Annotated in this window: 25 protein-coding genes; 5 read left to right on the top strand and 20 right to left on the bottom strand. The window is 67.6% G+C overall.

What is annotated here, in order from left to right; all coding sequences use genetic code 11:
* Positions 1 to 9: 9 nt before the first annotated feature.
* Both ACIQTU_RS11520 and ACIQTU_RS11525 read right to left on the bottom strand, forming a co-directional pair.
* Positions 10 to 1,152 (bottom strand): DUF2336 domain-containing protein, encoded by a 1,143-nt coding sequence (locus ACIQTU_RS11520; protein WP_400546888.1) that lies wholly within the window; start codon positions 1,150 to 1,152, stop codon positions 10 to 12.
* Between the two features lie 95 nt (positions 1,153 to 1,247).
* Positions 1,248 to 2,051 (bottom strand): transglycosylase SLT domain-containing protein, encoded by an 804-nt coding sequence (locus ACIQTU_RS11525; protein WP_400546891.1) that lies wholly within the window; start codon positions 2,049 to 2,051, stop codon positions 1,248 to 1,250.
* 129 nt (positions 2,052 to 2,180) lie between these two features.
* Here ACIQTU_RS11525 and ACIQTU_RS11530 point away from each other — a divergent pair, with 129 nt between their 5' ends.
* Positions 2,181 to 2,915: an energy transducer TonB gene (locus tag ACIQTU_RS11530; protein WP_400546894.1), complete on the top strand. Its 735-nt coding sequence runs from the start codon at positions 2,181 to 2,183 to the stop codon at positions 2,913 to 2,915.
* Positions 2,916 to 2,930: 15 nt separating this feature from the next.
* Here the strand turns inward: ACIQTU_RS11530 and ACIQTU_RS11535 are convergent, their stop codons facing one another.
* Positions 2,931 to 3,941, bottom strand: coding sequence for an NAD(P)/FAD-dependent oxidoreductase (locus ACIQTU_RS11535; RefSeq protein ID WP_400546897.1), 1,011 nt, complete (start codon positions 3,939 to 3,941; stop codon positions 2,931 to 2,933).
* Between the two features lie 48 nt (positions 3,942 to 3,989).
* Positions 3,990 to 5,840: a phosphoenolpyruvate carboxykinase (GTP) gene (locus ACIQTU_RS11540; RefSeq protein ID WP_400546900.1), complete on the bottom strand. Its 1,851-nt coding sequence runs from the start codon at positions 5,838 to 5,840 to the stop codon at positions 3,990 to 3,992.
* Positions 5,841 to 6,054: 214 nt separating this feature from the next.
* Here ACIQTU_RS11540 and ACIQTU_RS11545 point away from each other — a divergent pair, with 214 nt between their 5' ends.
* Positions 6,055 to 6,681: a DUF938 domain-containing protein gene (locus tag ACIQTU_RS11545; RefSeq protein ID WP_400546903.1), complete on the top strand. Its 627-nt coding sequence runs from the start codon at positions 6,055 to 6,057 to the stop codon at positions 6,679 to 6,681.
* Between the two features lie 8 nt (positions 6,682 to 6,689).
* Here ACIQTU_RS11545 and ACIQTU_RS11550 read toward each other — a convergent pair whose 3' ends face one another.
* A complete protein-coding gene (locus ACIQTU_RS11550) occupies positions 6,690 to 7,184 on the bottom strand; it encodes a hypothetical protein (protein WP_400546906.1) in 495 nt (164 codons plus the stop codon).
* A 311-nt stretch (positions 7,185 to 7,495) separates the two neighbouring features.
* Between ACIQTU_RS11550 and ACIQTU_RS11555 the strand changes: the two genes are divergently transcribed.
* Positions 7,496 to 8,263, top strand: a complete 768-nt coding sequence (locus ACIQTU_RS11555) for a pseudouridine synthase (protein ID WP_400546909.1) — start codon at positions 7,496 to 7,498, stop codon at positions 8,261 to 8,263.
* Between the two features lie 2 nt (positions 8,264 to 8,265).
* Here the strand turns inward: ACIQTU_RS11555 and ACIQTU_RS11560 are convergent, their stop codons facing one another.
* The 11 genes from ACIQTU_RS11560 to ACIQTU_RS11610 form a co-directional block, all read right to left on the bottom strand.
* A complete protein-coding gene (locus ACIQTU_RS11560) occupies positions 8,266 to 8,565 on the bottom strand; it encodes a winged helix-turn-helix domain-containing protein (protein ID WP_400546912.1) in 300 nt (99 codons plus the stop codon).
* Positions 8,562 to 9,017, bottom strand: coding sequence for a hypothetical protein (locus ACIQTU_RS11565; protein WP_400546915.1), 456 nt, complete (start codon positions 9,015 to 9,017; stop codon positions 8,562 to 8,564). The genes ACIQTU_RS11560 and ACIQTU_RS11565 overlap by 4 nt, the downstream gene beginning before the upstream one ends.
* A gap of 79 nt (positions 9,018 to 9,096) precedes the next feature.
* Positions 9,097 to 9,861 (bottom strand): ATP12 family chaperone protein, encoded by a 765-nt coding sequence (locus ACIQTU_RS11570; RefSeq protein WP_400546918.1) that lies wholly within the window; start codon positions 9,859 to 9,861, stop codon positions 9,097 to 9,099.
* A gap of 8 nt (positions 9,862 to 9,869) precedes the next feature.
* The gene (locus tag ACIQTU_RS11575; RefSeq protein ID WP_400546921.1) at positions 9,870 to 10,547 is read right to left on the bottom strand and encodes an HAD-IA family hydrolase; all 678 of its coding nucleotides are present in this window, start codon (positions 10,545 to 10,547) and stop codon (positions 9,870 to 9,872) included.
* Complete coding sequence (locus ACIQTU_RS11580; protein WP_400546924.1) at positions 10,544 to 11,539, bottom strand: RluA family pseudouridine synthase; 996 nt, start codon at positions 11,537 to 11,539, stop codon at positions 10,544 to 10,546. Before ACIQTU_RS11580 ends, ACIQTU_RS11575 begins: the two co-directional genes overlap by 4 nt.
* Positions 11,536 to 11,934: a fluoride efflux transporter CrcB gene (crcB, locus tag ACIQTU_RS11585; RefSeq protein ID WP_400546927.1), complete on the bottom strand. Its 399-nt coding sequence runs from the start codon at positions 11,932 to 11,934 to the stop codon at positions 11,536 to 11,538. Before crcB ends, ACIQTU_RS11580 begins: the two co-directional genes overlap by 4 nt.
* A 49-nt stretch (positions 11,935 to 11,983) precedes the next feature.
* Positions 11,984 to 12,478, bottom strand: coding sequence for a CC0125/CC1285 family lipoprotein (locus ACIQTU_RS11590; RefSeq protein ID WP_400546930.1), 495 nt, complete (start codon positions 12,476 to 12,478; stop codon positions 11,984 to 11,986).
* A gap of 75 nt (positions 12,479 to 12,553) precedes the next feature.
* Positions 12,554 to 13,282 (bottom strand): RluA family pseudouridine synthase, encoded by a 729-nt coding sequence (locus tag ACIQTU_RS11595; protein WP_400546933.1) that lies wholly within the window; start codon positions 13,280 to 13,282, stop codon positions 12,554 to 12,556.
* Between the two features lie 11 nt (positions 13,283 to 13,293).
* Positions 13,294 to 13,746, bottom strand: a complete 453-nt coding sequence (locus ACIQTU_RS11600) for a hypothetical protein (protein WP_400546936.1) — start codon at positions 13,744 to 13,746, stop codon at positions 13,294 to 13,296.
* A gap of 70 nt (positions 13,747 to 13,816) precedes the next feature.
* Complete coding sequence (locus ACIQTU_RS11605) at positions 13,817 to 14,206, bottom strand: VOC family protein (protein WP_400546939.1); 390 nt, start codon at positions 14,204 to 14,206, stop codon at positions 13,817 to 13,819.
* Between the two features lie 74 nt (positions 14,207 to 14,280).
* The gene (locus ACIQTU_RS11610; protein ID WP_400546942.1) at positions 14,281 to 15,588 is read right to left on the bottom strand and encodes a replication-associated recombination protein A; all 1,308 of its coding nucleotides are present in this window, start codon (positions 15,586 to 15,588) and stop codon (positions 14,281 to 14,283) included.
* A gap of 67 nt (positions 15,589 to 15,655) precedes the next feature.
* Between ACIQTU_RS11610 and ACIQTU_RS11615 the strand changes: the two genes are divergently transcribed.
* Together ACIQTU_RS11615 and ACIQTU_RS11620 are read left to right on the top strand one after the other, a co-directional pair.
* Positions 15,656 to 16,075 (top strand): VOC family protein, encoded by a 420-nt coding sequence (locus ACIQTU_RS11615; RefSeq protein ID WP_400546945.1) that lies wholly within the window; start codon positions 15,656 to 15,658, stop codon positions 16,073 to 16,075.
* A 4-nt stretch (positions 16,076 to 16,079) separates the two neighbouring features.
* Positions 16,080 to 16,493 carry a VOC family protein gene (locus tag ACIQTU_RS11620; protein ID WP_400546948.1) on the top strand — a complete coding sequence of 138 codons (414 nt, stop codon included), beginning with the start codon at positions 16,080 to 16,082 and terminating at the stop codon, positions 16,491 to 16,493.
* Here ACIQTU_RS11620 and bla read toward each other — a convergent pair.
* From bla to ACIQTU_RS11640, 4 genes are all read right to left on the bottom strand, one after another.
* Positions 16,490 to 17,371, bottom strand: a complete 882-nt coding sequence (bla, locus tag ACIQTU_RS11625) for a subclass B3 metallo-beta-lactamase (protein WP_400546951.1) — start codon at positions 17,369 to 17,371, stop codon at positions 16,490 to 16,492. The two genes, ACIQTU_RS11620 and bla, sit on opposite strands and share 4 nt — an antisense overlap.
* Positions 17,372 to 17,455: 84 nt before the next feature.
* Positions 17,456 to 18,844, bottom strand: coding sequence for a trypsin-like peptidase domain-containing protein (locus ACIQTU_RS11630; RefSeq protein WP_400546954.1), 1,389 nt, complete (start codon positions 18,842 to 18,844; stop codon positions 17,456 to 17,458).
* 99 nt (positions 18,845 to 18,943) lie between these two features.
* Positions 18,944 to 20,185 carry a TCR/Tet family MFS transporter gene (locus ACIQTU_RS11635; protein ID WP_400546957.1) on the bottom strand — a complete coding sequence of 414 codons (1,242 nt, stop codon included), beginning with the start codon at positions 20,183 to 20,185 and terminating at the stop codon, positions 18,944 to 18,946.
* Between the two features lie 68 nt (positions 20,186 to 20,253).
* Complete coding sequence (locus tag ACIQTU_RS11640; RefSeq protein WP_400546960.1) at positions 20,254 to 21,483, bottom strand: ectonucleotide pyrophosphatase/phosphodiesterase; 1,230 nt, start codon at positions 21,481 to 21,483, stop codon at positions 20,254 to 20,256.
* Between the last annotated feature and the right edge of the window lie 81 nt (positions 21,484 to 21,564).

Consider the following 21,564-nt stretch of genomic DNA (forward strand, 5'->3'; position numbering starts at 1 on the left):
GGCTGAAATTCAGGCGGCGCTGACAGCCGCGTCCTGAACTGCGGCCGAGCGCCGGTCCAGCCGCTCCATCAGATAGGACAGGTCGTCGCGCGAAGCATTCGGGCGCTGACTCAGGAAACGCTCCAGCATCTTCTGGCGGAAGGTGTCGCTGGCGGTGTCGCCGCCTTCAGCTTGAAGGGTGCGCCAGGTGTCCACACCGGCGCGGAAGGCCTGGAACAGACGCGGCGGAAGACCGGCACGGTCGTAGATGGCCTTGAGTCCCAGAGGTCCGGCGTCGTGCACCATCAGCCAGGCGCGGTGATGCGGCGTGCCGGTCAACTCGGCCAGAGCGTGCTCGAACAGAGCCATCTGCCCCCGCGCCAGCGCCCGCAGCAGCAGGGAGGCGTTCAGCACCTTTCGCGCGTTCAGCCCGGCGACGAAGGCCGGCAGATCGTTGCTGACCCGCGCCTGATCGACCAGATCGACCGTAACCCGCTCGCGCGTGAACTGTGCGAACTGGATGGCGGTTTCAGGAGCCACGGCATGGCGCGTCACCAGATGCTCGCGCACCGCGTCACTGGCCAGCGCCACCAGACGCTCGGTCACGGACAGGGGCAGAACCTGCCGATAGGCGATGGCGGACACGACCTCGGACGCCTGACCGAAGCGGTCGATGACCACGCCCAGTGCGGCTTCGGACAGGTCAGCGTTGTCATTGGCCGCTAGAATCTGCACTGCCGATCGGCAGCCCTCGGCTGCCAGGACGGTGGCCACGTCGCGCGGCACGCGCCCGCGCGACGCCACGGCGTTCTGGCGCACGACTGAGCCTGCGCGGATGATCTCGATCAGGTCGTCGTCGGTAAAGGCCGGAGAACTGGCGATGATAGGCAGGGCCACGCTGTCCACGTCGGCGACCAGGCGGCGCGCAACCTCGCGCGGCATCAGGTCCGAGGCCTTCAGGGTGACAGCAAGAGCCCTGCGCACCAACTCGGCGGCGTCGCTGGCCAGAACTCCGAGAATCTTCTGCGCTGCAGCCCGATCCGCCTCGTCCAGTGGCATCCGGTCGATGCTGCGGCACAACTTGTGCGCCGCCGCCGCGCGCTCATCTTCCGCGTCGGACTTGATCAGGCGCCGGATGTCGCTTTCCGTCAGTCGTGCGCGGTAGGCGGTCATGCGGGAGCTCATGAGCTGGGCGGGCGAAGAATCAATCGTCACGCTTAGCTTTACATAGTTAACGTCTCGTTAGGAGTGAGACGGAACCATGTTCGTCACGCCGCTGTTTCCGAGGGCGGCGCAAAGGCCCCGCCGAAACCGCTGCTCTTGCCGCCCTGACCGTCCTGGCCCAGCAACAGGGCCAGCAAGCTCTGGTCCTGCTTCAGGCGATCCAGGCGGGCGGCCAGCATACGATCCTTGTCGCTGAGGTCCGGCGTCGTGCTCAGGGTCGAGCCCACGCCCGCCGCCGGCGCGCCCTCGCCCGCCGTGCGCTGCAGGTTGGCGTGAACCTCGGCCACCGTCGCGTGGCGGCCGTTGCGATAGAAGATGGAACGGTTGGCCGAGGCCGCGTCGGGGAAGAGCGACGCCGCGCTGGCGCCCGGCCGCGACTGCATGGCCTCCATCAACTTGGCGGCGCCCGCCGGGCCGAGGAAGTGGGCGGCGTACAGGTCGCCCGCACCCGGCTCCTGCCCTGTACGGCCGCGCAGATAGGCGGCGTTGGAGGCCGTCAGCTCCGCCGCCATGGTCGAAGCGGCCTGGGCGTCGAAACGCAGGTCCAGCACCACGTTGCGGGCCGAGCCCTGCACCCGCCAGCGACCGTCGTCACCGCGATGGATCAGATCAGCATACTGGCCGTAGCCGTGCTTGGCGCCGTGCTGCTTCACCGTGGCCAGCCAGGTCTGCTCGATGAACTGGAACAGGCCTGAAGCGGACGAGGTCGGCGCCCGCGCGGACGGGTTCATCGCGCTCTCGCGGCGAGCCGTCTTCATCAGGAAATCGAAGTCCACGCCGGTCGTGCTGGACGCACGCCGAATGGCCGCTTCAACCCCGCCAGACGATGGAATCGCTCCTACGCTCATATGGTTGACGGTCGCTAACCAAGGTTAACGAAGCCCTAACGATCAAGCGCCGCAATAAAGCCGCAAGCCTGGCGCGAACTTCGTTACGTGGGCTCTGGGGAGGGCCAACGACAGGAGGCGTTGAAGGCCATGATGATCAGAACCGCGGGCGGCCCCGGACTGGTGAGCCCGATAGACTTTTCCGAGCGCAAGAAGCCGATTCCGCGCTGGATGTGGGCGGCGATCGGGGTGTCGGCCCTGGTCCATGTCGGCGCCGGGGTATGGCTCTACAATCAGCGCTTCGAATTGGCGGAGATTCCGGCCGTCGACGACACGCCGACCACGGTCATCGACATCATCCCCATGCCCAAGCCGCCCGAGCCCGTGGTCGCGCCCAAGGCTCCACCCGCGCCGACGCCGCCGCTCCATCGGCCAGAGACCGTCATTGCTTCGCCCGTAGCGCCCCTGGAGGTCCCGGTCGCGCCCGTCACCACGACGGATGCAGGCCCGGCGATCAACCTTACCGCCCCCGCCACCGAGCCCTCGACCGGCACGGCGGTCGCGTCGCAGCCGACCCCGCCGGTCCCGGTCATCACCAACCCCGACTGGGTGCGTAAACCCACGGCCGAGCAGATGATGCGGGCCTATCCGTCGGCAGCCGAGGCGCGGGGCGTCAGCGGCGTCGCCAACCTGTCCTGCCTGGTCAAGGTCGACGGGACCCTGACCGGCTGTTCGGTCGCGTCCGAGACGCCGGGCAATCAGGGCTTTGGCCGGGCCGCCATGAGCCTGACGCGCTACTTCCGCCTGAGCCCGCGCACGGTGGACGGTCAAGCCGTCGACGGCGCCCGTGTCAGCATGGCCATTCGCTTCACCCTGCCCGAGTAGGACTGCCCTCGGCGGCTAGATGAAGCGACGGGGGGCGAGGGTCGGTTCTTTCGAGGGCCGACCCTCGACTTCGTCAGCCACCACGCTGGCGACGAGCGGCCCGAGCAGCCAGCCGTTTCGGCGCGGCCCGACCGCCAGATACAGTCCCTCACCGACCGCGCCCGCCATCGGCAGACCGTCCGGTGTGGCGCCGCGCACCCCGGCGCGCCAATCGATCTGAAGCGGACGCGGCGCCTGGCCCAGTACGGCCCAGGCCGCATCCAGCATCTGGGCGCAGCGCTCAGGATCAGGCGCCAGCGACCGCTCACCGGCCTCCATCGTCGCCCCGATCACGCAACTCCGCCCCATCGGCGCGACATAGGCGCCGGGCCCGCGCATGACGTGATCGACCATCCGCTCGGCCACCAGACCGATCTGGCCCCTGATCGGCGTGATCAGGCCCAGCAGCCGCGCCGCCTCCTCCGGCAGCCCCGCCATCGCCTCAGTCGCGCCGGTCGCCAGAACGACCTGATCGGCCTCGACCAGCCCGGCCGTCGTCTCGACTCGCCAGCGCGCCCCCGAACGCCCCGCGGCCGTCGCGCGAGCTTGCAGCATCCGAACACCCTGCCCCAGCGCCGCCAGGGCCTGTTCCGGTTCGACCTTCCAGTCTTCGTTGGTCGTCAGCCGCCCAGCGTCGCAGTCATGATCGTGCGCAAAGCCCAAAGCCGCCAACCGCGCCGCCAGAACCTCGACGTTCCCGCCGCGCCACTCAGCCAGGCCGTGATCCAGCCGGACGCCTGTCGCGGCGGCGAACTCGCCCCAGGCGTCGCGGGCGCGGCGCAGCAGGGCGGCGTGTTCGGCGTTGAGGTCGTCGACGGCGCTTTCCATCGCCGGGGCGATCATCCCCGCCGCCACCGCCGAGGCGTTCAGACCGCCGGGATCGACGACGGTCACACGGTGGCCGCGCCGGGCCAGTTCCGCCGCCGTGCACAGGCCCAGAACGCCCGCACCTACCACCAGGATGTCTTGAGAATTGAAAAGGGGCACGGGCTGTCCTTCGACCTCCCGCGCCCCGATTTCAACCCGGCTTTTGTCTTACTCGGCGGCGAGCTTGGCCGCGCGAGCCTCTTCCAGACGCTTGGTCAGGGCCGCGTGCTGGCCCCACAGGGCCTTGGGCAGGCGCTCGCCGAACTTCTCGTAGAAGGCGGGGATCAGGGCCGCTTCCTCGGTCCAGACGTCGGCGTCGACGTCCAGCAGGATCTTCAGGTCGGCGTCCGACAGGCTCAGACCCGACAGGTCCAGCGCGGCCTTGGTCGGCAGACGGCCGACCGGAGTGTCCGCGGCCTCGGCCTTGCCGTCCAGACGCTCGACGATCCACTTCAGAACGCGGGCGTTGTCGCCGAAGCCCGGCCAGACGAACTTGCCGTCCTCGTTCTTGCGGAACCAGTTGACGAAGAAGAGGCGCGGCAGCTTGGACGCATCCGCCTTCTCGCCCATCTTCAGCCAGTGGCCGAAGTAGTCGCCCATGTTGTAGCCGCAGAAGGGCAACATGGCGAAGGGATCGCGGCGCAGCTCGCCGACCTTGTTCTCGGCAGCGGCGGTGCCTTCCGAGGCCACGGTCGAGCCCATGAAGACACCGTGCTCCCAGTCGAAGGCTTCCGTCACCAGCGGCACGGCCGAGGCGCGGCGACCGCCGAACAGGATGGCGTCGATCGGCACGCCCGCCGGGTCTTCCCACTCGGGCGCGATGGCCGGGCACTGACCGGCGGGGGCAGCGAAGCGGGCGTTGGGGTGAGCGGCGGGCTCGCCCGAGGCCGGGTCGTGCGGTTGACCCTTCCAGTTGGTCAGGCCCGCAGGCGCTTCCTTGGTCAGGCCTTCCCACCAGACGTCGCCGTCCGCGGTCAGGGCGACGTTGGTGAAGATGGTGTTCTTCGCCAGGGTCTCGAGCGCATTGTGATTGGTGTTGCGGCTGGTGCCCGGCGCCACGCCGAAGAAGCCCGCTTCCGGGTTCACGGCATAAAGGCGGCCGTCGTCACCGAAGCGCATCCAGGCGATGTCGTCGCCGACCGTCTCGGCCTTCCAGCCGGCCAGCGCCGGTTGCAGCATGGCCAGGTTGGTCTTGCCGCAGGCGCTCGGGAAGGCAGCGGCCACGTACTTGGACACGCCCTCGGGGCTGGTCAGCTTGAGGATCAGCATATGCTCGGCCAGCCACCCCTCGTCCCGGGCCATGATCGAGGCGATGCGCAGAGCGTAGCACTTCTTGCCCAGCAGGGCGTTGCCGCCGTAGCCCGAGCCATAGGACCAGATTTCGCGGGTCTCGGGGAAATGGACGATCCACTTGTCGTCGTTGCAGGGCCACGGCACGTCGGCCTGACCCTCGGCCAGCGGCGCGCCCAGGGTATGGACGGCGGGGACGAAGACGCCGTCAGCGCCCAGCATGTCCAGCGCGCCCTTGCCCATGCGGGTCATGACGCCCATCGACACGGCGACATAGCCGCTGTCGGTGATCTCGACGCCCAGGGCGGAAATCTTGGAGCCCAGCGGTCCCATGCAGAACGGGACGACATACATCGTCCGACCCTTCATGCAGCCGTCGAACAGGCCGTCCAGACGATCGCGCATCTCGATCGGATCAGCCCAGTTGTTGGTCGGGCCGGCGTCGGCCTCATCTTCCGAGCAGATGAAGGTGCGGCTCTCGACGCGGGCCACGTCCTTGGGGTCCGAGGCGGCATAGTAGCAGCCGGGGCGCTTGGACTGATCCAGCTCCTTCAGTGTGCCCTTGGCGATCAGATCGGCGACGATGGCCGATTTTTCGGCGTCGGAGCCGTCGCACCAATGCACCCGGTCCGGCTTGGTCAGGGCCGCGATCTGCTCGACCCAGGCGACCAGACCCTTGTGGGCGGTGGGCGCCGGATAGAGTCCGGGAATCGATACGTCTGCAGTCACAACATGATCTCCTGAACCGTGCCGCCCGACGATCTGACGCCGCCGTGACGAGTCGGACGCTGATCACGTCCGGTTACAGGCGCAATGCCATCGGAGACGACGCAAGGTCAACCGTTGCCGCAATTCACCCTCATCGGAATAAATTTGCTGCGCTGCAGCAAGTTTTCCGGTCGCGACCAGCCCCGGCCAGGGATAACAAGACCGGATGCGCACCATGGACACCCTCGCCGCCCTGCCCGACGGAGCCATGGCTTCGCCCGCCTCGGTTCGCAACGCCGAGCCGATTCTGGCGGTGCTGCGGGCCCATCTGCCGAAACGCGGGCGCGTTCTGGAAATCGCCGCGGGCTCAGGCCAGCACGCCGTCGCCTTTTCCACCGTCCTGCCCGGCCTGGAATGGACGCCGAGCGACCCCAGCCCCGAAGCCCGCGCCAGCATCACTGCCTGGGGGGCCAAGGCGGGCCTGCCCAATCTTCAGGCGCCGCTGGCTCTGGACTGTCTGGACGAGGCGACCTGGCCCAAGGCCGGGTTCGACGCCGTCGTCTGCATCAACATGATCCATATCAGCCCCTGGGCGGCGACCGAGGGGCTGATGACGCTGGCGGAACGCGTCCTGCCGCGCCCCGGGGGTCTGCTTTATCTCTATGGCCCCTATCGCGAGGTCGAGGCGCCGCTGGCTCCATCCAATGAAGCTTTCGACGCCAGCCTGAAATCTCGCGACCCGGCCTGGGGCCTGCGCGACCGGGACGAGGTCGTCGCCCTGGCCCGATCGCACGGCCTGACGCTAACGCTGCGGACGGACATGCCCGCCAACAACATCAGCCTTCTGTTCAGACGGGTCTGATCAACAGATCAGGCGATGGTCGCGACCACGGCCGACAGTTCAGCCCGCTCGTTAATCAGAGCGACCTTGTCATTCTGGAAGACAGCGCCCGGCGCATCCGCCGCCACGCCGAAGACTTCAGCCGCCAGCGCCACGCCGTCGGCGAAGGCCAGAACGGGCAGGCCCTGCGCCTTGGCCAGACCCAACAACGCCTTGACCTGAGCCACGCCCGCCTCATCCGCCGCGCCGCCCGGCACGACCACGCCCCTGACCCGTCCGCTGGTGATGTCGTCCGCCGTCGCCGTGGCCAGCACGGTCACACCGCCGCTGATCAGGCTGGCGTCGCCGGTCGAGATCGGGGCCAGGGACACGCCGTCAAAGCGCAGCGCGGTCTCCATGTCGCCTAGAAGACCGAAATCCATGCCCTTGCGCATGATCAGGCCCATGCGCAGTCGCACGGGTGCGGGGCGGTTGAAGCCGGGACGAGTACGGGATGCGGTCGAATTGTTTCGTTGAGCGGACAAGACGTCTCCTTCAAAGGTTGTCGTTCAATATTCAGTCGTCTGTTCAGAATGGATCAGACGAAAATCCCTGCATTGGGAACTGAAAACGAGAATCGCCGCGTCACGGCATGGCCGAACGCGATCTGCATCAGTTCGTAGGGGTGACTGAACATATAGACCCGCTGCGCTCTGGGTCAATGACAGGTCATGACTATCTGATCTCATCGATATTCAGAGCCGCCGTATGAAATCTTTTGGGTCAGGCCGAGCGGGACGGCTTGCCTGCCCGGCCCCCGGCCTTCTACAGAGCGCCATCCTCAAGGACCGACGCCATGGCTTTCACTCGCACCTATGACGGCCCAGAGCCTGTCCGCATCAACAAATGGCTGGGCCAGACGGGCGTCTGCTCTCGGCGTGAGGCCGAGGCCCTGATCGCCGCCGGCATGGTCAGCATCGACGGCGAAAACGTCACCGATGCGGGCCGCAAGATCGAGCCGGGCCAGACCCTGACCCTGAACGACCGGGGCGAAGCCGCCCTGGCCTCAGGCGTCACCATCCTGATCCACAAGCCGCTGGGTTATGTCTCGGGTCAGCCGGAGCCGGACAAGATTCCCGCCGTGCGCCTGCTGACCGAGGCCAACCGCGTCGGCGAAGGCGACGTCCCGGCCGAGGACGCCTCCCTGCCCCCCATCGGCCGTCTGGACGAGGATTCGCGCGGCCTCCTGATGCTGTCGTCGGACGGCGTGGTGGCCAAGGCCGTGATCGGCCCGCAGTCGCACCTGGACAAGGAATACCTGGTCCGCGTCGCCGGCGACGTGACCGAGAAGAAGCTGGCCCTGCTGCGCCGCGGCCTGATGCTGGACGGACGGGTGCTGAAATACGCCAAGGTCTCGCGCATGGAACAGAACCGCCTGCGCTTCATCCTGACCGAAGGCCGCAACCGCCAGATCCGCCGCATGTGCGAGATGGTGGATCTGGAGGTTATCGATCTTCTGCGTATCCGCGTCGGACCGATCCACCTCAACAACCTGCCTGAGGGCAAGTGGCGGATGATAACCAACGAAGAACGCGACGCCCTGATCAGCGGCGCGATGGGCTGAGGTCAGCCGGCCACGATCCCGGCCAGCCGGGTCAGTTCCGACACGTGGGCGGCGAAAGCCGCCCTGCCTTCCGGCGTCAGCGCCAGCCAGGTGCGCTGACGCCCCGCCGCCGCTGCCTTGCGGACCTTGAGATAGCCCGCCTCCTCCAACTGCTTCACGTGCTTGGACAGGACGGAATCGGATACGGCGATGGCGTCGCGGACCGTGGCGAACTCCACCTCGTCCGCCACGGACAGCATGGCGCAGATCTGCAACCGGCCCGGCGCATGGATGACGGGGTCGAACTGTGGAACGAAGCTCATCCCTTGGCCCCAGCCTCGGTGCGATAGACCCGCAGCCACAACCGCGAAAAGACCAGGGCTCCGACGAAGGCGATCACCGTCAGGGCATAGGGCGCCCAGACCAGATCGTCGCGACGACCGGCGTAGAGCGCCAGCCCCATCAGGATCAGGAACAGAGCCCCCACCCCATAGGCGACCCAGCGCGCCTTCTTCGGCGACGTCCCCAGCACCGTGATCCCGTTCTTTTCGCTCCAGGCCCGCATCAGCAGAGCCAACGACAAGGCGCCGACGCCCGAGGCCAGAACATTGAACGGCAAGGGCGCAGCCTGTCCGCCCACCATCACGGCGGCGATGAACGAATAGATCAGGTCATAGCGCCACGAGCCCTGAGCCAACTTGTCATGGACGACGGCCTGGGCCTCACGGATCGAGGCCAGGGCGGCGGCGGGATCGTTGCTATCGGGGTGGTTCATGGCGTCCTCATCACTTTCCAGATAGGAAAATGACTCTGACTTTCCAACTCGTCAAGTTATAAGTTTCCAAATTGGAAAGTTAAAATCGCAGCGCCTCGAACCACCGTTGCAACAAGGCCGCCTCATCACGGTGAGCGGCGACGCGCGCGGCGGCTTCCTCGTCCACGCCCCAGCGCTCCTCCGTGAAGGCCTCGTCCAGACGCGACAAATCCAGCGCCGCCGCGCCCGACAGCGCCCCGCGCTGCACGGCCAGACCCAGCACCGCCGACCCCAGCAGGGGCACTGCCGTCGCCAGACCGGTCAGGGCGTGATCATCCATTTCCAGAGCCAGGGCCTTGACCCGCTCCAGCGCCTCGGGCGCCTGGGGCCGGTGGATGATGCCCTCGGCGGTATGCAGCTCGACGCCCAGCTCCTTCGCCGCCCAGTCGCGCCACGGCCCCCACGCCGCCTGCTGACGCTCAATCAGCGCCGCCGGATGTTCGGCCAGATAGCAGAGGACGTCCGACCCGGCGTACGCGGCGATCTCGGCGGCCACCGGCTCACGTGTCTGGCTGACCCGGTCGATAGCGGTCGAGGCCAGACGGGTGGCGGGCATGGTGCCGGGAACCAGGAACTCTTCCTGCGCCGCCCATTCATCCGCCACCAGCCGCGCGGCGGCCTCGGTCGGCAGGGTCAGGGTGCTTCCGGCCGGCGTCTTGGGCGTGCGCCCATCCAGACGCACCGTCCAGCCCCCCTCATCCTTCGAGACGTCCGCGACCTTCCAGAAGCGTTTGATGCGTTCCTCGGACTCGCGAAAGCCCTTGCGGGCGGCGACGTTGGGATCAAGCGGGGGGATGTGGGACATGGGGCGTCTCAGGCAGTGATGGCGGTCGAGGCGAAGCGATCCAGCGCCGCCTCCAGATCAGGACAGTCGACGGCGACGTGATGGGCGCCCGCCGCCGCCTGTTCCTCACGGGTGTGGAAACCCCAGCCGACGCCCAGCGGATGCACGCCCGCGTTCCGGGCCATCAGGATGTCGTGGCTGGTGTCGCCGATCATGACGGTCGAGGCCGCATCGCCCCCGCAGGCGGTCATGGCGGCGAACAGCATAGCGGGGTCGGGCTTGCCCGGACCGTCGGCGGCGCAATGGCTGGACAGGAACAGGTCGCTCCACTCCGGCCGCGCCAGATTGCGGGCCACGCCGCGCCGGTTCTGACCCGTCGCCAGCGACAGCCGCCAGCCGTCGCGTTTCAGCCGCCGCAGGGTATCCATGACGCCGGGATAGAGGGGCTCCTCATGTCCCGCATCGTACATGGCGCGGAAACTGGCCTGAAAGGCCGCCACGAAGTCCGCCAGTTCGGCCATCGTCAGGCCGGGCTCCAGCACGTGCAACGCCTTGTCCAGCGTCAGACCGACGATCTGACGCACCCGGTCATAGGACGGTTCGGGCAGGCCCAGGTCCCGCGCCGCTTCGCAGCAGGCCCGATGGATGGACGCCCGGCTGTCCACCAGGGTCCCGTCGATGTCGAAGACGGCGAGCGGCCTCATCATCGCTGGCGCTTGACCCCTTCGAAGGGATCGACGTCGCTTTCATCCTCGGAGAAGCCGAAGTGGGCGAAGCCAGCCTTCATCTCGGGGCTCAGCGGCGCCTCGACGATCAGCTTGCCGCCGCGCGGGTGGTCCAGTTCGATGCGGCGGGCGTGCAGTTGCAGCTTCAACACGCCGGACAGTTCGCGCGACTTCTCGTCGCCATACTTGGGATCGCCAAGGATCGGGTGGCCGATGGCCGCCATATGGGCGCGCAGTTGGTGCGTGCGGCCAGTGAAGGGGCGCAGGGCCATCCAGGCGGCGCGATGCGCGGCACGGCTGATGGTGGCGAAGGCGGTCTCGGCCGGTTCGCCCTTGGGGTCCTTGGGATCGGCCGGACGCATCATCTCGAAGTCGTTGATGCCGGTCTTCTTCAGCGCCATGTCGATCTGGCCGTGTGTCGGCTTGGGGTTGCCGATGACGATGGCCCAGTAGGTCTTCTTGGCCTGACGACGGGCGAAGGCTCCGGCCAGACGCTTGGCCGCCTCCGGCCCCTTGCCCAGCAGCAGGACGCCCGAGGTGTCGCGGTCCAGGCGGTGGACAAGACGCGGCCGGTCCATCCCCTCGCCCCAGGCCGACAGCAGGCGATCGACGTGCTTGGTCGTCTTGGTGCCGCCCTGCACGGCCAGGCCGTGCGGCTTGTTCAGGGCGATGACCATGTCGTCTTCATAGAGGACCAGCGACTTGGCGTAGGCCACGTCGCGTTCGCTCAATTCATGCAGATCGCCGGGCTTGCGCGGATTGGCCTCAGGCAGAGGTGGCACGCGCACGGCTGCTCCGGCGGTCAGGCGGTCCTGCGGCTTGACCCGTGAGCCGTCGACGCGGATCTCGCCCTTACGGGCCATCTTCTCGACCTGGATATGGGTCAGGTGCGGCCAGCGACGCTTGAACCAACGGTCCAGGCGGATGTCGTGCTCATCCTCGGCGACATAGAGGGTCTGGACTTCGCGGCTCATGCGCCCACTCCGGTAAACAGTTTGCGCGCGATCATCAGGCCGACGAACAGGGCGGCGATGGAAAGAACCACCGAACCCGCCACATAGACGAAAGCCGTGGCCAGTTCACGGCGTTCGATCATCAAGGCGACTTCCAGTGAAAAAGCCGAGAAGGTGGTGAAGCCGCCCAGCACGCCGACAGCGGCGAACAGGCGGATGCTCTCCTGCCCCGCGCCCGCCTTCAGCGCCAGCCAGCCGGCCAGCAGCCCCATCAGCAGACCGCCGGTGATGTTGGCGGCGAAGGTGCCCCATGGCCAGACCGCGCCGGGGGCAAGCCGACCGACCGTGAGGCCCAGCCCATAGCGGGCGACCGCCCCCAGGGCGCCGCCGGCGGCGACAAGAAGAAATTGCGTCATGCCGGGCTTCTACACCGACGCGGCGGGAATGACAGCGGTCGGCGGGGCCTTACAACCGGTTGCGGATCGCGTCCTGAACCCCGCGCGCGTCATAGGCGTCGGGGCGGTTCGGCTTGGCGCCGCGGCCCATGACGATCTCGAGCGTGGTCGAAGTCGGCTGCGGTCCACTGAGGTCGAAGCCCAGGCCGACGCCGACGCCCGAGGCGCGATAGCCGCCGTAACGACTGGAGCCCGCGCCGATCGAGACGCTGGGGCGCACGCCGCCAGCGCTGTCGGGGCGGCCGTCGATCCAGCGCTGCGTCACCTCGAACCAGTCATAGCCTTGGTCGACGGTCAGTTGCGCGGCGCGGAACAGGGCGCGGTCGGCCACAGGTCCAGGCGCGCCGACGCCATTGTAGGTGACGCGGAATCGGTTGGTTTCGATCTGCTGCTCGCTGAAGCCCTGCCCGCGAGCCGACTGCTGCGGACCATAGGGGGCCAGGCTGGCGCAGGCGCTCAGCGCCAGGGCGGAGGCTGCGATCAGGCCGAAGGTCAGACGTTTCATGCCAGTTCTCCCTGCCCGAATAGCGCCGGGCCCGTCGGGATGTTCCGCCGTGAAGCTGAACAGAGACTGAACCGGCTAGATACCCGCTGCCGTCTTCAGCGCCGTGAAATCTTCGGGCAAGGGCGCCTGCAGCGTCACGCGCTCACCGCCCTCAGGGTGTGGGAAGGACAGTTTGGCGGCATGCAGCATCAGGCGCGGCGCGCCACGACCGGCGAAGGTCAGCGCGCCGCCGTAACGCACGTCGCCGACCAGAGGCCGGCCGATCGAAGCCATGTGAACCCGAAGTTGGTGCATCCGCCCCGTCTCGGGCGACAGCTCGACCAGAGCGCCGTCTTCGCTGGACGCCAGGGTGCGATAGCCGCTGACGGCGCCTTGCGCGCCTGGGGCGTCGAACTCGACCACCCGCATATAGCTCTCGCGCCCGATCTCTTCGCGACGCAGGGCGGCGGTGATGCGGCCCGACTTCGGCTCAGGGGCGGCGGAAATCAGGGCCAGATAGGTCTTCTGGAACCGGCGCATCTGCATGGCCTTGCCCAGGAACCCGGCGGCGGGCTTGGTCTTGGCCGCCAGGATGACGCCCGAGGTGTCGCGGTCCAGCCGGTGCACCAGTTCCGGCCGCTTGCCGTTGGAGCGGGCGAAGGCCCACAAAAGGTCGTCCAGGGTATGGGCCTGGATGCGTCCGCCCTGGCTCGACAGGCCCGACGGCTTGTTGAAGGCGATGATGTGCGCGTCCTCGTGGATGACCCACGAACGGACGGCGGCGATGTCTTCTTCGGTCAGGGAAGCGGGCTGGCGGGTTTTCACCCGCCGAGCCTTTAGCGGAGGACGGCCTTCTTCGCCATGGCCGAGGCGTACCACAGCAGCAAGGCCGCGATCACGACGATGACGTAGGGCATCCATTCCATCATCGCGAATTCCGGCGGCAAGGCCGGCGGCGGATTGATGAACTTGGAATAGACCAGGCTGACCAACGCCCCGATCAGCGACAGGCCAAAGGCGTGAACCGCAAAGCGGCTGCGCGCCAGCAGCAGCAGCGAGCCGATCACCGCGCCCCAGACGCCCAAGGTCCACGGCACATACATCCACGTCGGCATGGCATTGAAATAGGCGATCATGTCGTCGCCGAAACCGGAAGCCCGCATATAGGCCTCGCCGCGCGTCGTGGTCTGGATGTAGTCGAAGGCGCCATAGCCGTTCCAGGCCAGCGATAGCAGACCCACCAGCCACAGATGCCAGGGCGTCGCCGCCCGTCTTGCAATATCGGTCATTGTTCCCTCCCCAGGTTGCCGATGGGAGGCAGGCTAAGCCCGAACGGCCATGCTTAACAATGAACGATGATCAGGAACCGGCGACACGCCACGGCGGGTTCATCCGGTTCTCGCCCGCCCGGTAGAAGCACAGGCGATTGCCGTCGGGGTCGCGCAGCCAGGCTTCGCGCCACAGCCAGGTCTGATCCACCGGGTCGTGGTCGAAGGCCACGCCCGCCGCCTTCAGCGCCGCCACCCGCTCGTCCAGATCGGCGCACTCGAAATAGATACCCGCGCCTCCGGGCGTCACCTGATCGGCCAGATGGATCGAAAAGGTCGCGGGCGCCGCCGATCCGTCGCCGGGACAGACAAAGCGGGCATAATGGTCGCTGGACACGATCATCGTCAGTCCCAGCCGCTGGTAGAAGGCTTTGGCGCGCGGGACGTCCGTGGTTTCGACGGTGACCTGATTGAGATTCATGGCGTTACGCATTCCACAACTGAAGGACGCAGGACTTGGGAAGTCCACGGCCCCGCTTCAACGCCGCCGGCGCCTCAGCCTTCCCTCTGCGCCCGTTCCCGCAGCGCCGCCCAGCGCTCCAGCCGCGCCTTGACCTTCTCCTCATGGCCCTCGCCCTTGGGCTTGTAGAAGGTGCGGCGCTCCATCTCGTCGGGAAAGAAGTTCGCGCCCGAAAAGCCCTCGGGGGTGTCGGGATCGTACTGGTAGCCCTTGCCGTAGCCGAGTTGCTTCATCAGCTTGGTCGGGGCGTTGCGGATATGGGCCGGCGGCATCAGGGAGCCGGTCTCGTGCGCCGCCTTCCTGGCCGCCTTGAAGGCCTCATAGACCCCGACCGACTTGGGCGCCGTGGCCAGATGGACGACCGCCTGGGCCAGAGCCAGTTCGCCCTCGGGCGATCCCAGGAAGTCGTAGGTGTCCTTGGCCGCATTGGCGACCAGGATGGACAGGGGGTCGGCCTGACCGATGTCCTCGACCGCCATGCGCACGATGCGCCGCGCCAGATACAGGGGGTCCTCGCCCCCGTTCAGCATCCGCGCCAGCCAGTAGAGGGCCGCGTCCGGGTCCGAGCCGCGCACCGACTTATGCAGGGCGGAGATGAGATTGTAGTGCTCCTCGCGCGACTTGTCGTAGGCGGGCGCCCGCTTCTGCAACACCCCCGCCAGGGCCTGAACGTCCAGCAGATCGCCTTCGGGCAGATCGAACAGCACTTCCGACATGGTCAACAGATAGCGGCCGTCGCCGTCGGCCAGGGCCAGCATGGCCTGACGCGCCTCCGGCGTCAGCGGCAGGGGCCGCTCCATCAGGGCCGCCGCCCGATCCAACAGCTGATCCAGCGCCGCGTCGTCCAGACGCTTCAGCACATAGACCTGGCTGCGCGACAGCAGCGCCCCGTTCAGCTCGAACGACGGATTCTCGGTCGTGGCGCCGACCAGGGTGACGACCCCCTCCTCGACGAAGGGCAGGAAGCCGTCCTGCTGGGCGCGGTTGAAGCGGTGGATCTCGTCGACGAACAGCAGGGTCTGCTGGCCCGCCGCCCGGCGCATCCGCGCGGCCTCGAACGCCTTCTTCAGGTCGGCGACGCCCGAGAAGACGGCGCTAATCGATTGATATTCATAGCCCGCCGCCTTGGCCAACAGGCGCGCGATGGTGGTCTTTCCGGTGCCGGGCGGTCCCCACAGGATCATGGACCCCAGACGCCCGGCCTCGATCATCCGACGGATCGGCCCGCCCTCGCCCAGCAGATGGTCCTGGCCCACGACCTGATCCAGCGTCTGCGGGCGCAGACGGTCGGCCAGGGGCGCGTCGGGGGCATGGATGCCGGAGGCTTCGAACAGGTCAGTCATGGAACGGCAGAGATAGGCGTTCGTTCGAAGAACTGCACGAACTTCCAGCGGCCCGAACGGAGGAACCATGTCCGAATCCCAACCGAACCAGGGTCCGACGGGCGGCGTCACGCCCCACCTGACCATTCCCTCGCGCGGCGGTCAGGCAGCCATCGAGTTCTACGGCCGGGCCTTCGGCGCCGAGGAGATCATGCGGATGCCCGCCGAGGACGGCGAGCGGCTGATGCACGCCCACCTCAAGATCAACGGCGCCAGCCTGATGCTGGCCGACGAATTCCCTGAATGGACGGGCGAGGCCGACATCACGCCCAAGGGCGTCACCCTGCATCTTCAGGTCGATGACCCCGACGAATGGTGGAACCGCGCCCTGGTGGCGGGCGCCATCCCGGTCATGCCGCTGGAGGACCAGTTCTGGGGCGACCGCTACGGTCAGGTCCGCGACCCCTTCGGCCACACCTGGTCCATTGGCGGCCCCAAGAAGGGATAAGATCATGTCCGACCCCGCCTATCCGCCGCTCAGCCCCTATCTGATGGTCAAGCGCGGGCCAGAGGCCCTGGACTGGTATGTCCGCGCCTTCGGGGCCGAGGCGGTCGAGCGTTACGACATGGAGGACGGGCGGCTGGGCCACGCCACCCTCAGCCTCAACGGCGGCTCTCTGATGCTGTCGGACGAGTTCCCGGAACTGGCCGAGATCACCGGCACGGCCTCGCCCGAGACCTTGGGCGGCACGACCAGTTCAGTGAACCTGTCGGTTGACGACGTGGACCGCTGGTTCGACCGCGCCATCCAGGCCGGGGCGACGGCTCTGCGATCGCCTGCCGACGAGTTTTACGGCCGCCACGGCAAGCTCCGCGACCCCTACGGCCACGTCTGGTCGATCATCGGGCCCGGCAAAGACACCTAGGGCGCTTCGCGATCCAGTCGCGCCTGAAGCCGTCCCCGAGCCCTTTCAGCATAGGCGCGGCAGGCTGAGGGATCGAGGAAGGGATTGGGCGTCGCCGCGGCTTCCAGGGCCGCAATCTTGACGTCGCCGCCCGAGTTGTCGGGATGGGCCGAAATCAGCAGGTCGCAGGGCAGCGACTCCACTCGATCGATCGAGGTCCGCAGCGCCGCCGTCACCTCCGGGTGCGCCCTGTAGGTGAAAGCCCCGCTGGCCACAGCGTTGAGGCTGGATGCGAACACCACATCCACGCAGGCGTCGCCTGCGCAGGACTTCCATGTCCAACTGACGCTGCCCGGCGTGTGGCCCGGCGTGAAGACCGCCGTCACGGCCGTATCCCCCAGACGCACGGCTTCGCCGTCACCGATGCCGCGCGCATTGAGAACCGGCGGATGTTTGGGAACGCTGGAGGCCTGCGGGTCATGGCCATCCGCTCGGCCCGTCCGTAGCGCCGCCGCGCCGATAGGGCTGGTGATCACCTCCGCCCCACTGTCGCGCGCCAGAGCAGCAAGACCGCCGGAGTGGTCGTAGTGCGCCTCGGTGTTCAGGATGTAGCGGACATCCTCCACCCGAAAACCCAGTTGGCGAATATTCGCCTCCGTCATCGCCACGGTCTGAGGCAGGGCGCCGTCGATCAGGATCAGACCGTCCCCCGTGTCGATCAGCACGAGACTGAGACCGCCGGTACCGACAAAGTAGGTCTTGCCGTACAGCTTCAACGGCGTTTGCGGCTTCACCCAGTCGGCGTTGCCGGGGATCGGCTGGGTCAGAGGATCGTCATGGACTGCGCCCCCGCTTACGGACATCAGGGCGAGAGCGGCGGCGAAGGGCAGGACGATCATCCCGCTATTCCACACGCCGCATCCCCGGACGCAAGCCGCGCCGAGCCGAACGGCGCAGCTATCCCCAGCCTCGTCTCCGGCGACTTAGGGCAGACGCCCCGTCAGCTTCCGTCCGCCGCGCACGATGGTCAGTTCCGAACCGCGCTGGGCCCGGCCGAGGGCGGCGACCGAGGTCGCCGGGCGGCCGTCCACCTGAATGATCAGGTCGTTGGGACGCAGGCCGATGCGGGCCGGGATACTGTTGCGCTGCAGGCCCGTCACCACCACGCCGCTAGTGAAGGGATCGCCGCCGAGGCGGTCGGCCAGCGCCGGGTTCAACGCCACGCCCTGCAGGCCGGCCAGCGCCCCCTGCCCAACGGTCGTGCCCTGCCCCGGATCGGCGTCGCCCGGCAGGGCCGAGACGCGGGCGTTGACCGTCTGGGTGCGCCCGTCGCGCAGGATGGTCACGGCCACGGTGTCATTGGGCGCGCGCGTGCCGACGCGGAAGTTCAAGCCGCCCTGATCGTTGATCTCGGCGCCGTCGATGGCGGTGATGACGTCGCCTTCCTCCAGACCCGCACGCGCGCCGGGTCCTTGCGGATAGACCTCGGTGATGATCAGACCCTGCGGGCGCGACAGGCCCAGGCTGCGGGCGATGTCGGCGCTGACGGTGTCGCCTTTCACGCCCAGCCACGGACGGACCACGGCCTTGGCCCCACCGACGGCGGAATCCACCACCCGCTTCACCATGGTCGCCGGCACGGCGAAGCCCACCCCGGTCGAGGAGCCGGTGCGCGAGAAGATGGCCGTGTTGATGCCGATCAGGTCGCCGTCCATGTCGACCAGCGCCCCGCCCGAGTTGCCTGGGTTGATCGCCGCGTCGGTCTGGATGAAGGAGCCGGAATCGCTGATCCCGGTCTCGGTCCGGTTCAAGGCCGAGATGATGCCCGTCGTCACCGTCTGGCCGACGCCGAAGGGGTTGCCGATGGCCAGAACCAGATCCCCGACCTGCTGTTCTTCCTGATCGTCGATACGCAGGATCGGCAGGCTGCCTTCGACGCCCTCCAGTTGCAGCACGGCGATATCAGAGCGCGAGTCGGCCAGCAGCACCCTGGCCGCATATTCGCGTCGGTCATTCAGGGTGACGCGGATCTGCTGCATGTTCTCGATGACGTGGTTGTTGGTCACCACCACCCCGTCGGACCGCACGATCACACCTGAACCGATGGAGCCGGTCACACGCGACTGCGGGCCGCCGCCGAACATCTCGAAGAAGGGATCACGGACCTGCTGGACGCCGCGCGCCGAAATATTGACCACAGCGGGCGCCGCCTCGCGCACCACGGGGGCGAAGCTGGACTTCATGGCGCCGGCGTCGCGCGGAGCCTGACGCGGCTGCTCGGCGAAGACCCCTTCCTGGGCCTTGGACGGTTGCGGCTGGCCGCATGCGGACAGCATCAGGGCGGCGGCCAAGGCCAGTCTCGATGTCTTCATGTCGTCCCGGTCTCATTCGGAAAGCTGGTTTTACAGAGCATTGCGCAATGGTTTTGGGACGGCATCAAGGCCAACGGCCAAGCCTGACGCCCCTCGCGATCAAACGACCGTGACCTCGTCCCGTTCCGCCCGCCGCGCCGTGATCCAGCCGATCAGCGCGGCCAGGGCCAGAACAACGGCGGCCAGATAAAAGGCGAGGCCGGGATTGGGCGCCCACATCCCCTGCTCGACCGACTGCGAATAGACCCAACCGAAGAAGAGCGGCGAGGCCACCCCCGCGATGGAGGCGACGCTCATGTTTGCGCCTTGAAGTTGCCCCTGCTCGCTCTCGCCCACCCGCCGCGTCATCAAGGATTGCAGCGTCGGCATGGCCAGACCCCAAAGGGCGTTGGGCAGCATGGCGATGATGAAGGCGACGCCCGTCGGCGCCCACCCCATCAAGGCGATGCCGATCGTGCCGCCGCACAGGCCGAACACCATGGTGGCGCGGTCGCCCAGCTTCTTCGAGACCGGCCCGACAAGAACGCCCTGGACGATCATGTCCAGCACCCCGACCAGGGCCAACAGCATCCCCACCTGCCACGGCCCCCAGTCGTATCTCAGGCCGGCATAGAGGACGAAGACCGCCGAAAAGACGTGGTGGGCGAAGTAGAGCAGGAAGTTCACAACCGCGAGGCCGGTCAGTTCGGCATGGCGACGCAGCAGCATCATGGCCCCGACCGGATTGGCCCGGCCCCAGCTGAACGCCATCCGCTTCTCGGGCGCCAGGCTCTCGGGCAGGATGAACAGGCCATAGAGGAAGGCCACGCCCGACAGGCCGCCCGCCACCCAGAAGGGCACCCGCGGCCCGAACTCGCCCAGAAAGCCGCCCAGCACCGGCCCCAGCACGAAGCCGCCCGAGAAGGCCGCGCCGATCAGGCCATAGGCCCGGGCCCGCTTCTCCGGCTCGGTAATGTCGGCCATGTAGGCGTAGATGGTCGTGAAGCTGGACGAGGTGACGCCCGCAATCAGCCGTCCCGCCGCCAGCCACCACAGGTTCGGCGCCAGCGCCATCAGCACATAGTCCGCCGCCAGCCCGGCGCAGCTGATCAGGATGACCGGCCGCCGCCCATACTGGTCCGACAACGAACCGATGACCGGCGAGGCCAGGAACTGCATTCCCGCCCACAGGGCGATGAAGAGGCCGTTCAGCAGCCCGGCCTGGGCGTTCGAGCCAACGAACTCCTCGATCAGATGCGGCAGCACGGGGATGACGATCCCCATGGCCACGATGTCGAGCACCGCAGTCACGAGGATGAAGGCGATCGCCGCGCGGCGGACCTTGGGATGATGCAGGGACATGGAACGCCGATCTATTGGAACGCTCTTTTAGCGACGACGTCTCGCCCCGCCCATCCCCGATACTCGGATCAGCGCGTCGTCACCGGCAGCGTGTCTTCCGCCCGGCCGTCGCCGCGCGGCGCGTCGATGCCGAGCAGACGCGCCAGGAAGGGCTGGACGTCGACGCTGTCCAGATCCTGCAGACGTCGCCCCTGCACCACGCCCGGTCCGTGGGCGATGAAGATAGCCGCCATATCCGGCGAGGCGTTGTCATAGCCGTGCGCCCCGCCCGGCTTGGTCACCGGCCGCGCCCTGGTCGTGAAGGTCCAGCCCGGCTCGGAGGCGCAGACGATGGCCGAGACGCGGGGATTGGAGCCCAGGACGAACCTGGCCGGAATCTCGCTCTTTTTCCAGCAGTCCAGATGCGGACGCGAGCCCAGCAAGGCCGCCTCCACCTCGGCCTCGCGGCCGGGCGCTGGGTTCAGGAAGGTGACGGCGCCGGAATAGACGATCTGGATCGCCGCCGGGTCGATAAGGTCGTCGATCCAGGTCACGCGCTCGGGCGAGGTCGCGGCCATGCCATGGTCGGACACCACCACCAGAACCGTGCGCTCATAGAGGCCCCTCGCCTTCAGCCCCTCGACCAGACGGCCGATGGAGGCGTCGACCGAACGGATGGCCTCGGCGGTTTCGGGCGCGTCGGGGCCGTTGTGGTGGCCCTGGGTGTCGACAATGTCGAAATAGAGGGTGGTCAGTTGGGGCCGCTGATCCGACGGCAGGTCCATCCATTGCAGCACACGATCCACGCGCGCGTCGCCGGGCATGCCCTGATCGAAGTTGGTCCAGTAGGACGGCCGCACGCCGCGAATGTCGGCTTCCGACCCAGGCCAGAACATGGTGGCGGTCCTGACGCCCGCCTTCTCGGCCGAGACCCAGATCGGCTCACCCTGATCCCACCAGCGGCGGTCGGTCACGGCCTGCTTGTTGCCCAGGCTGAACCGACCCAGTTCAACGTCGACCATGTTGTTGCCGACGATGCCGTGGTGATCGGGGTGCAGACCCGTCACCAACGTATAATGGTTGGGGAAGGTCACGCTGGGGAAGGAGGGCCGCATCGGACCCGTCGCCCCCTCGCCCGCCAGTTGCGACAGGTTGGGCGTGATGCCCCGACCCAGGTAGTCGGCACGGAACCCGTCAATGGAGACCAGCATGACCAGCGGCGGCTCGGCCGGCGCCTGAGGCTCGGGGGCGACGACGGGCGTGGTGGCGCAGGCTGTCAGCAGCAGGGCCAGACACAGGCCCGCGACGCGAGAGAACATGGAAACTCCGAAGCGACTTCGGGGAGATTGCCTAAGCTTAATCTGCGACAGCAAGAAGACGGCTTGTCGGCTTATCCCCAT

Origin of the sequence: Brevundimonas sp. NPDC090276 (assembly GCF_044772165.1) — a bacterium.
Classification (GTDB): Bacteria; Pseudomonadota; Alphaproteobacteria; order Caulobacterales; family Caulobacteraceae; genus Brevundimonas.

Excerpts from the sequence above, each read along its gene's own strand:
- ACIQTU_RS11580 (WP_400546924.1), bottom strand. The coding sequence starts at position 11,539 with ATGAGCCGCGAAGTCCAGACCCTCTATGTCGCCGAGGATGAGCACGAC.
- ACIQTU_RS11640 (WP_400546960.1), bottom strand. The coding sequence starts at position 21,483 with ATGTTCTCTCGCGTCGCGGGCCTGTGTCTGGCCCTGCTGCTGACAGCC.
- ACIQTU_RS11520 (WP_400546888.1), bottom strand. The coding sequence starts at position 1,152 with ATGACCGCCTACCGCGCACGACTGACGGAAAGCGACATCCGGCGCCTG.
- ACIQTU_RS11605 (WP_400546939.1), bottom strand. The coding sequence starts at position 14,206 with ATGAATCTCAATCAGGTCACCGTCGAAACCACGGACGTCCCGCGCGCC.
- ACIQTU_RS11610 (WP_400546942.1), bottom strand. The coding sequence starts at position 15,588 with ATGACTGACCTGTTCGAAGCCTCCGGCATCCATGCCCCCGACGCGCCC.
- ACIQTU_RS11555 (WP_400546909.1), top strand. The coding sequence starts at position 7,496 with ATGGCTTTCACTCGCACCTATGACGGCCCAGAGCCTGTCCGCATCAAC.
- ACIQTU_RS11570 (WP_400546918.1), bottom strand. The coding sequence starts at position 9,861 with ATGTCCCACATCCCCCCGCTTGATCCCAACGTCGCCGCCCGCAAGGGC.
- ACIQTU_RS11575 (WP_400546921.1), bottom strand. The coding sequence starts at position 10,547 with ATGATGAGGCCGCTCGCCGTCTTCGACATCGACGGGACCCTGGTGGAC.
- ACIQTU_RS11560 (WP_400546912.1), bottom strand. The coding sequence starts at position 8,565 with ATGAGCTTCGTTCCACAGTTCGACCCCGTCATCCATGCGCCGGGCCGG.
- bla (WP_400546951.1), bottom strand. The coding sequence starts at position 17,371 with ATGATCGTCCTGCCCTTCGCCGCCGCTCTCGCCCTGATGTCCGTAAGC.
- ACIQTU_RS11590 (WP_400546930.1), bottom strand. The coding sequence starts at position 12,478 with ATGAAACGTCTGACCTTCGGCCTGATCGCAGCCTCCGCCCTGGCGCTG.
- ACIQTU_RS11565 (WP_400546915.1), bottom strand. The coding sequence starts at position 9,017 with ATGAACCACCCCGATAGCAACGATCCCGCCGCCGCCCTGGCCTCGATC.
- ACIQTU_RS11630 (WP_400546954.1), bottom strand. The coding sequence starts at position 18,844 with ATGAAGACATCGAGACTGGCCTTGGCCGCCGCCCTGATGCTGTCCGCA.
- ACIQTU_RS11635 (WP_400546957.1), bottom strand. The coding sequence starts at position 20,185 with ATGTCCCTGCATCATCCCAAGGTCCGCCGCGCGGCGATCGCCTTCATC.
- ACIQTU_RS11545 (WP_400546903.1), top strand. The coding sequence starts at position 6,055 with ATGGACACCCTCGCCGCCCTGCCCGACGGAGCCATGGCTTCGCCCGCC.
- crcB (WP_400546927.1), bottom strand. The coding sequence starts at position 11,934 with ATGACGCAATTTCTTCTTGTCGCCGCCGGCGGCGCCCTGGGGGCGGTC.
- ACIQTU_RS11530 (WP_400546894.1), top strand. The coding sequence starts at position 2,181 with ATGATGATCAGAACCGCGGGCGGCCCCGGACTGGTGAGCCCGATAGAC.
- ACIQTU_RS11525 (WP_400546891.1), bottom strand. The coding sequence starts at position 2,051 with ATGAGCGTAGGAGCGATTCCATCGTCTGGCGGGGTTGAAGCGGCCATT.
- ACIQTU_RS11620 (WP_400546948.1), top strand. The coding sequence starts at position 16,080 with ATGTCCGACCCCGCCTATCCGCCGCTCAGCCCCTATCTGATGGTCAAG.
- ACIQTU_RS11615 (WP_400546945.1), top strand. The coding sequence starts at position 15,656 with ATGTCCGAATCCCAACCGAACCAGGGTCCGACGGGCGGCGTCACGCCC.
- ACIQTU_RS11600 (WP_400546936.1), bottom strand. The coding sequence starts at position 13,746 with ATGACCGATATTGCAAGACGGGCGGCGACGCCCTGGCATCTGTGGCTG.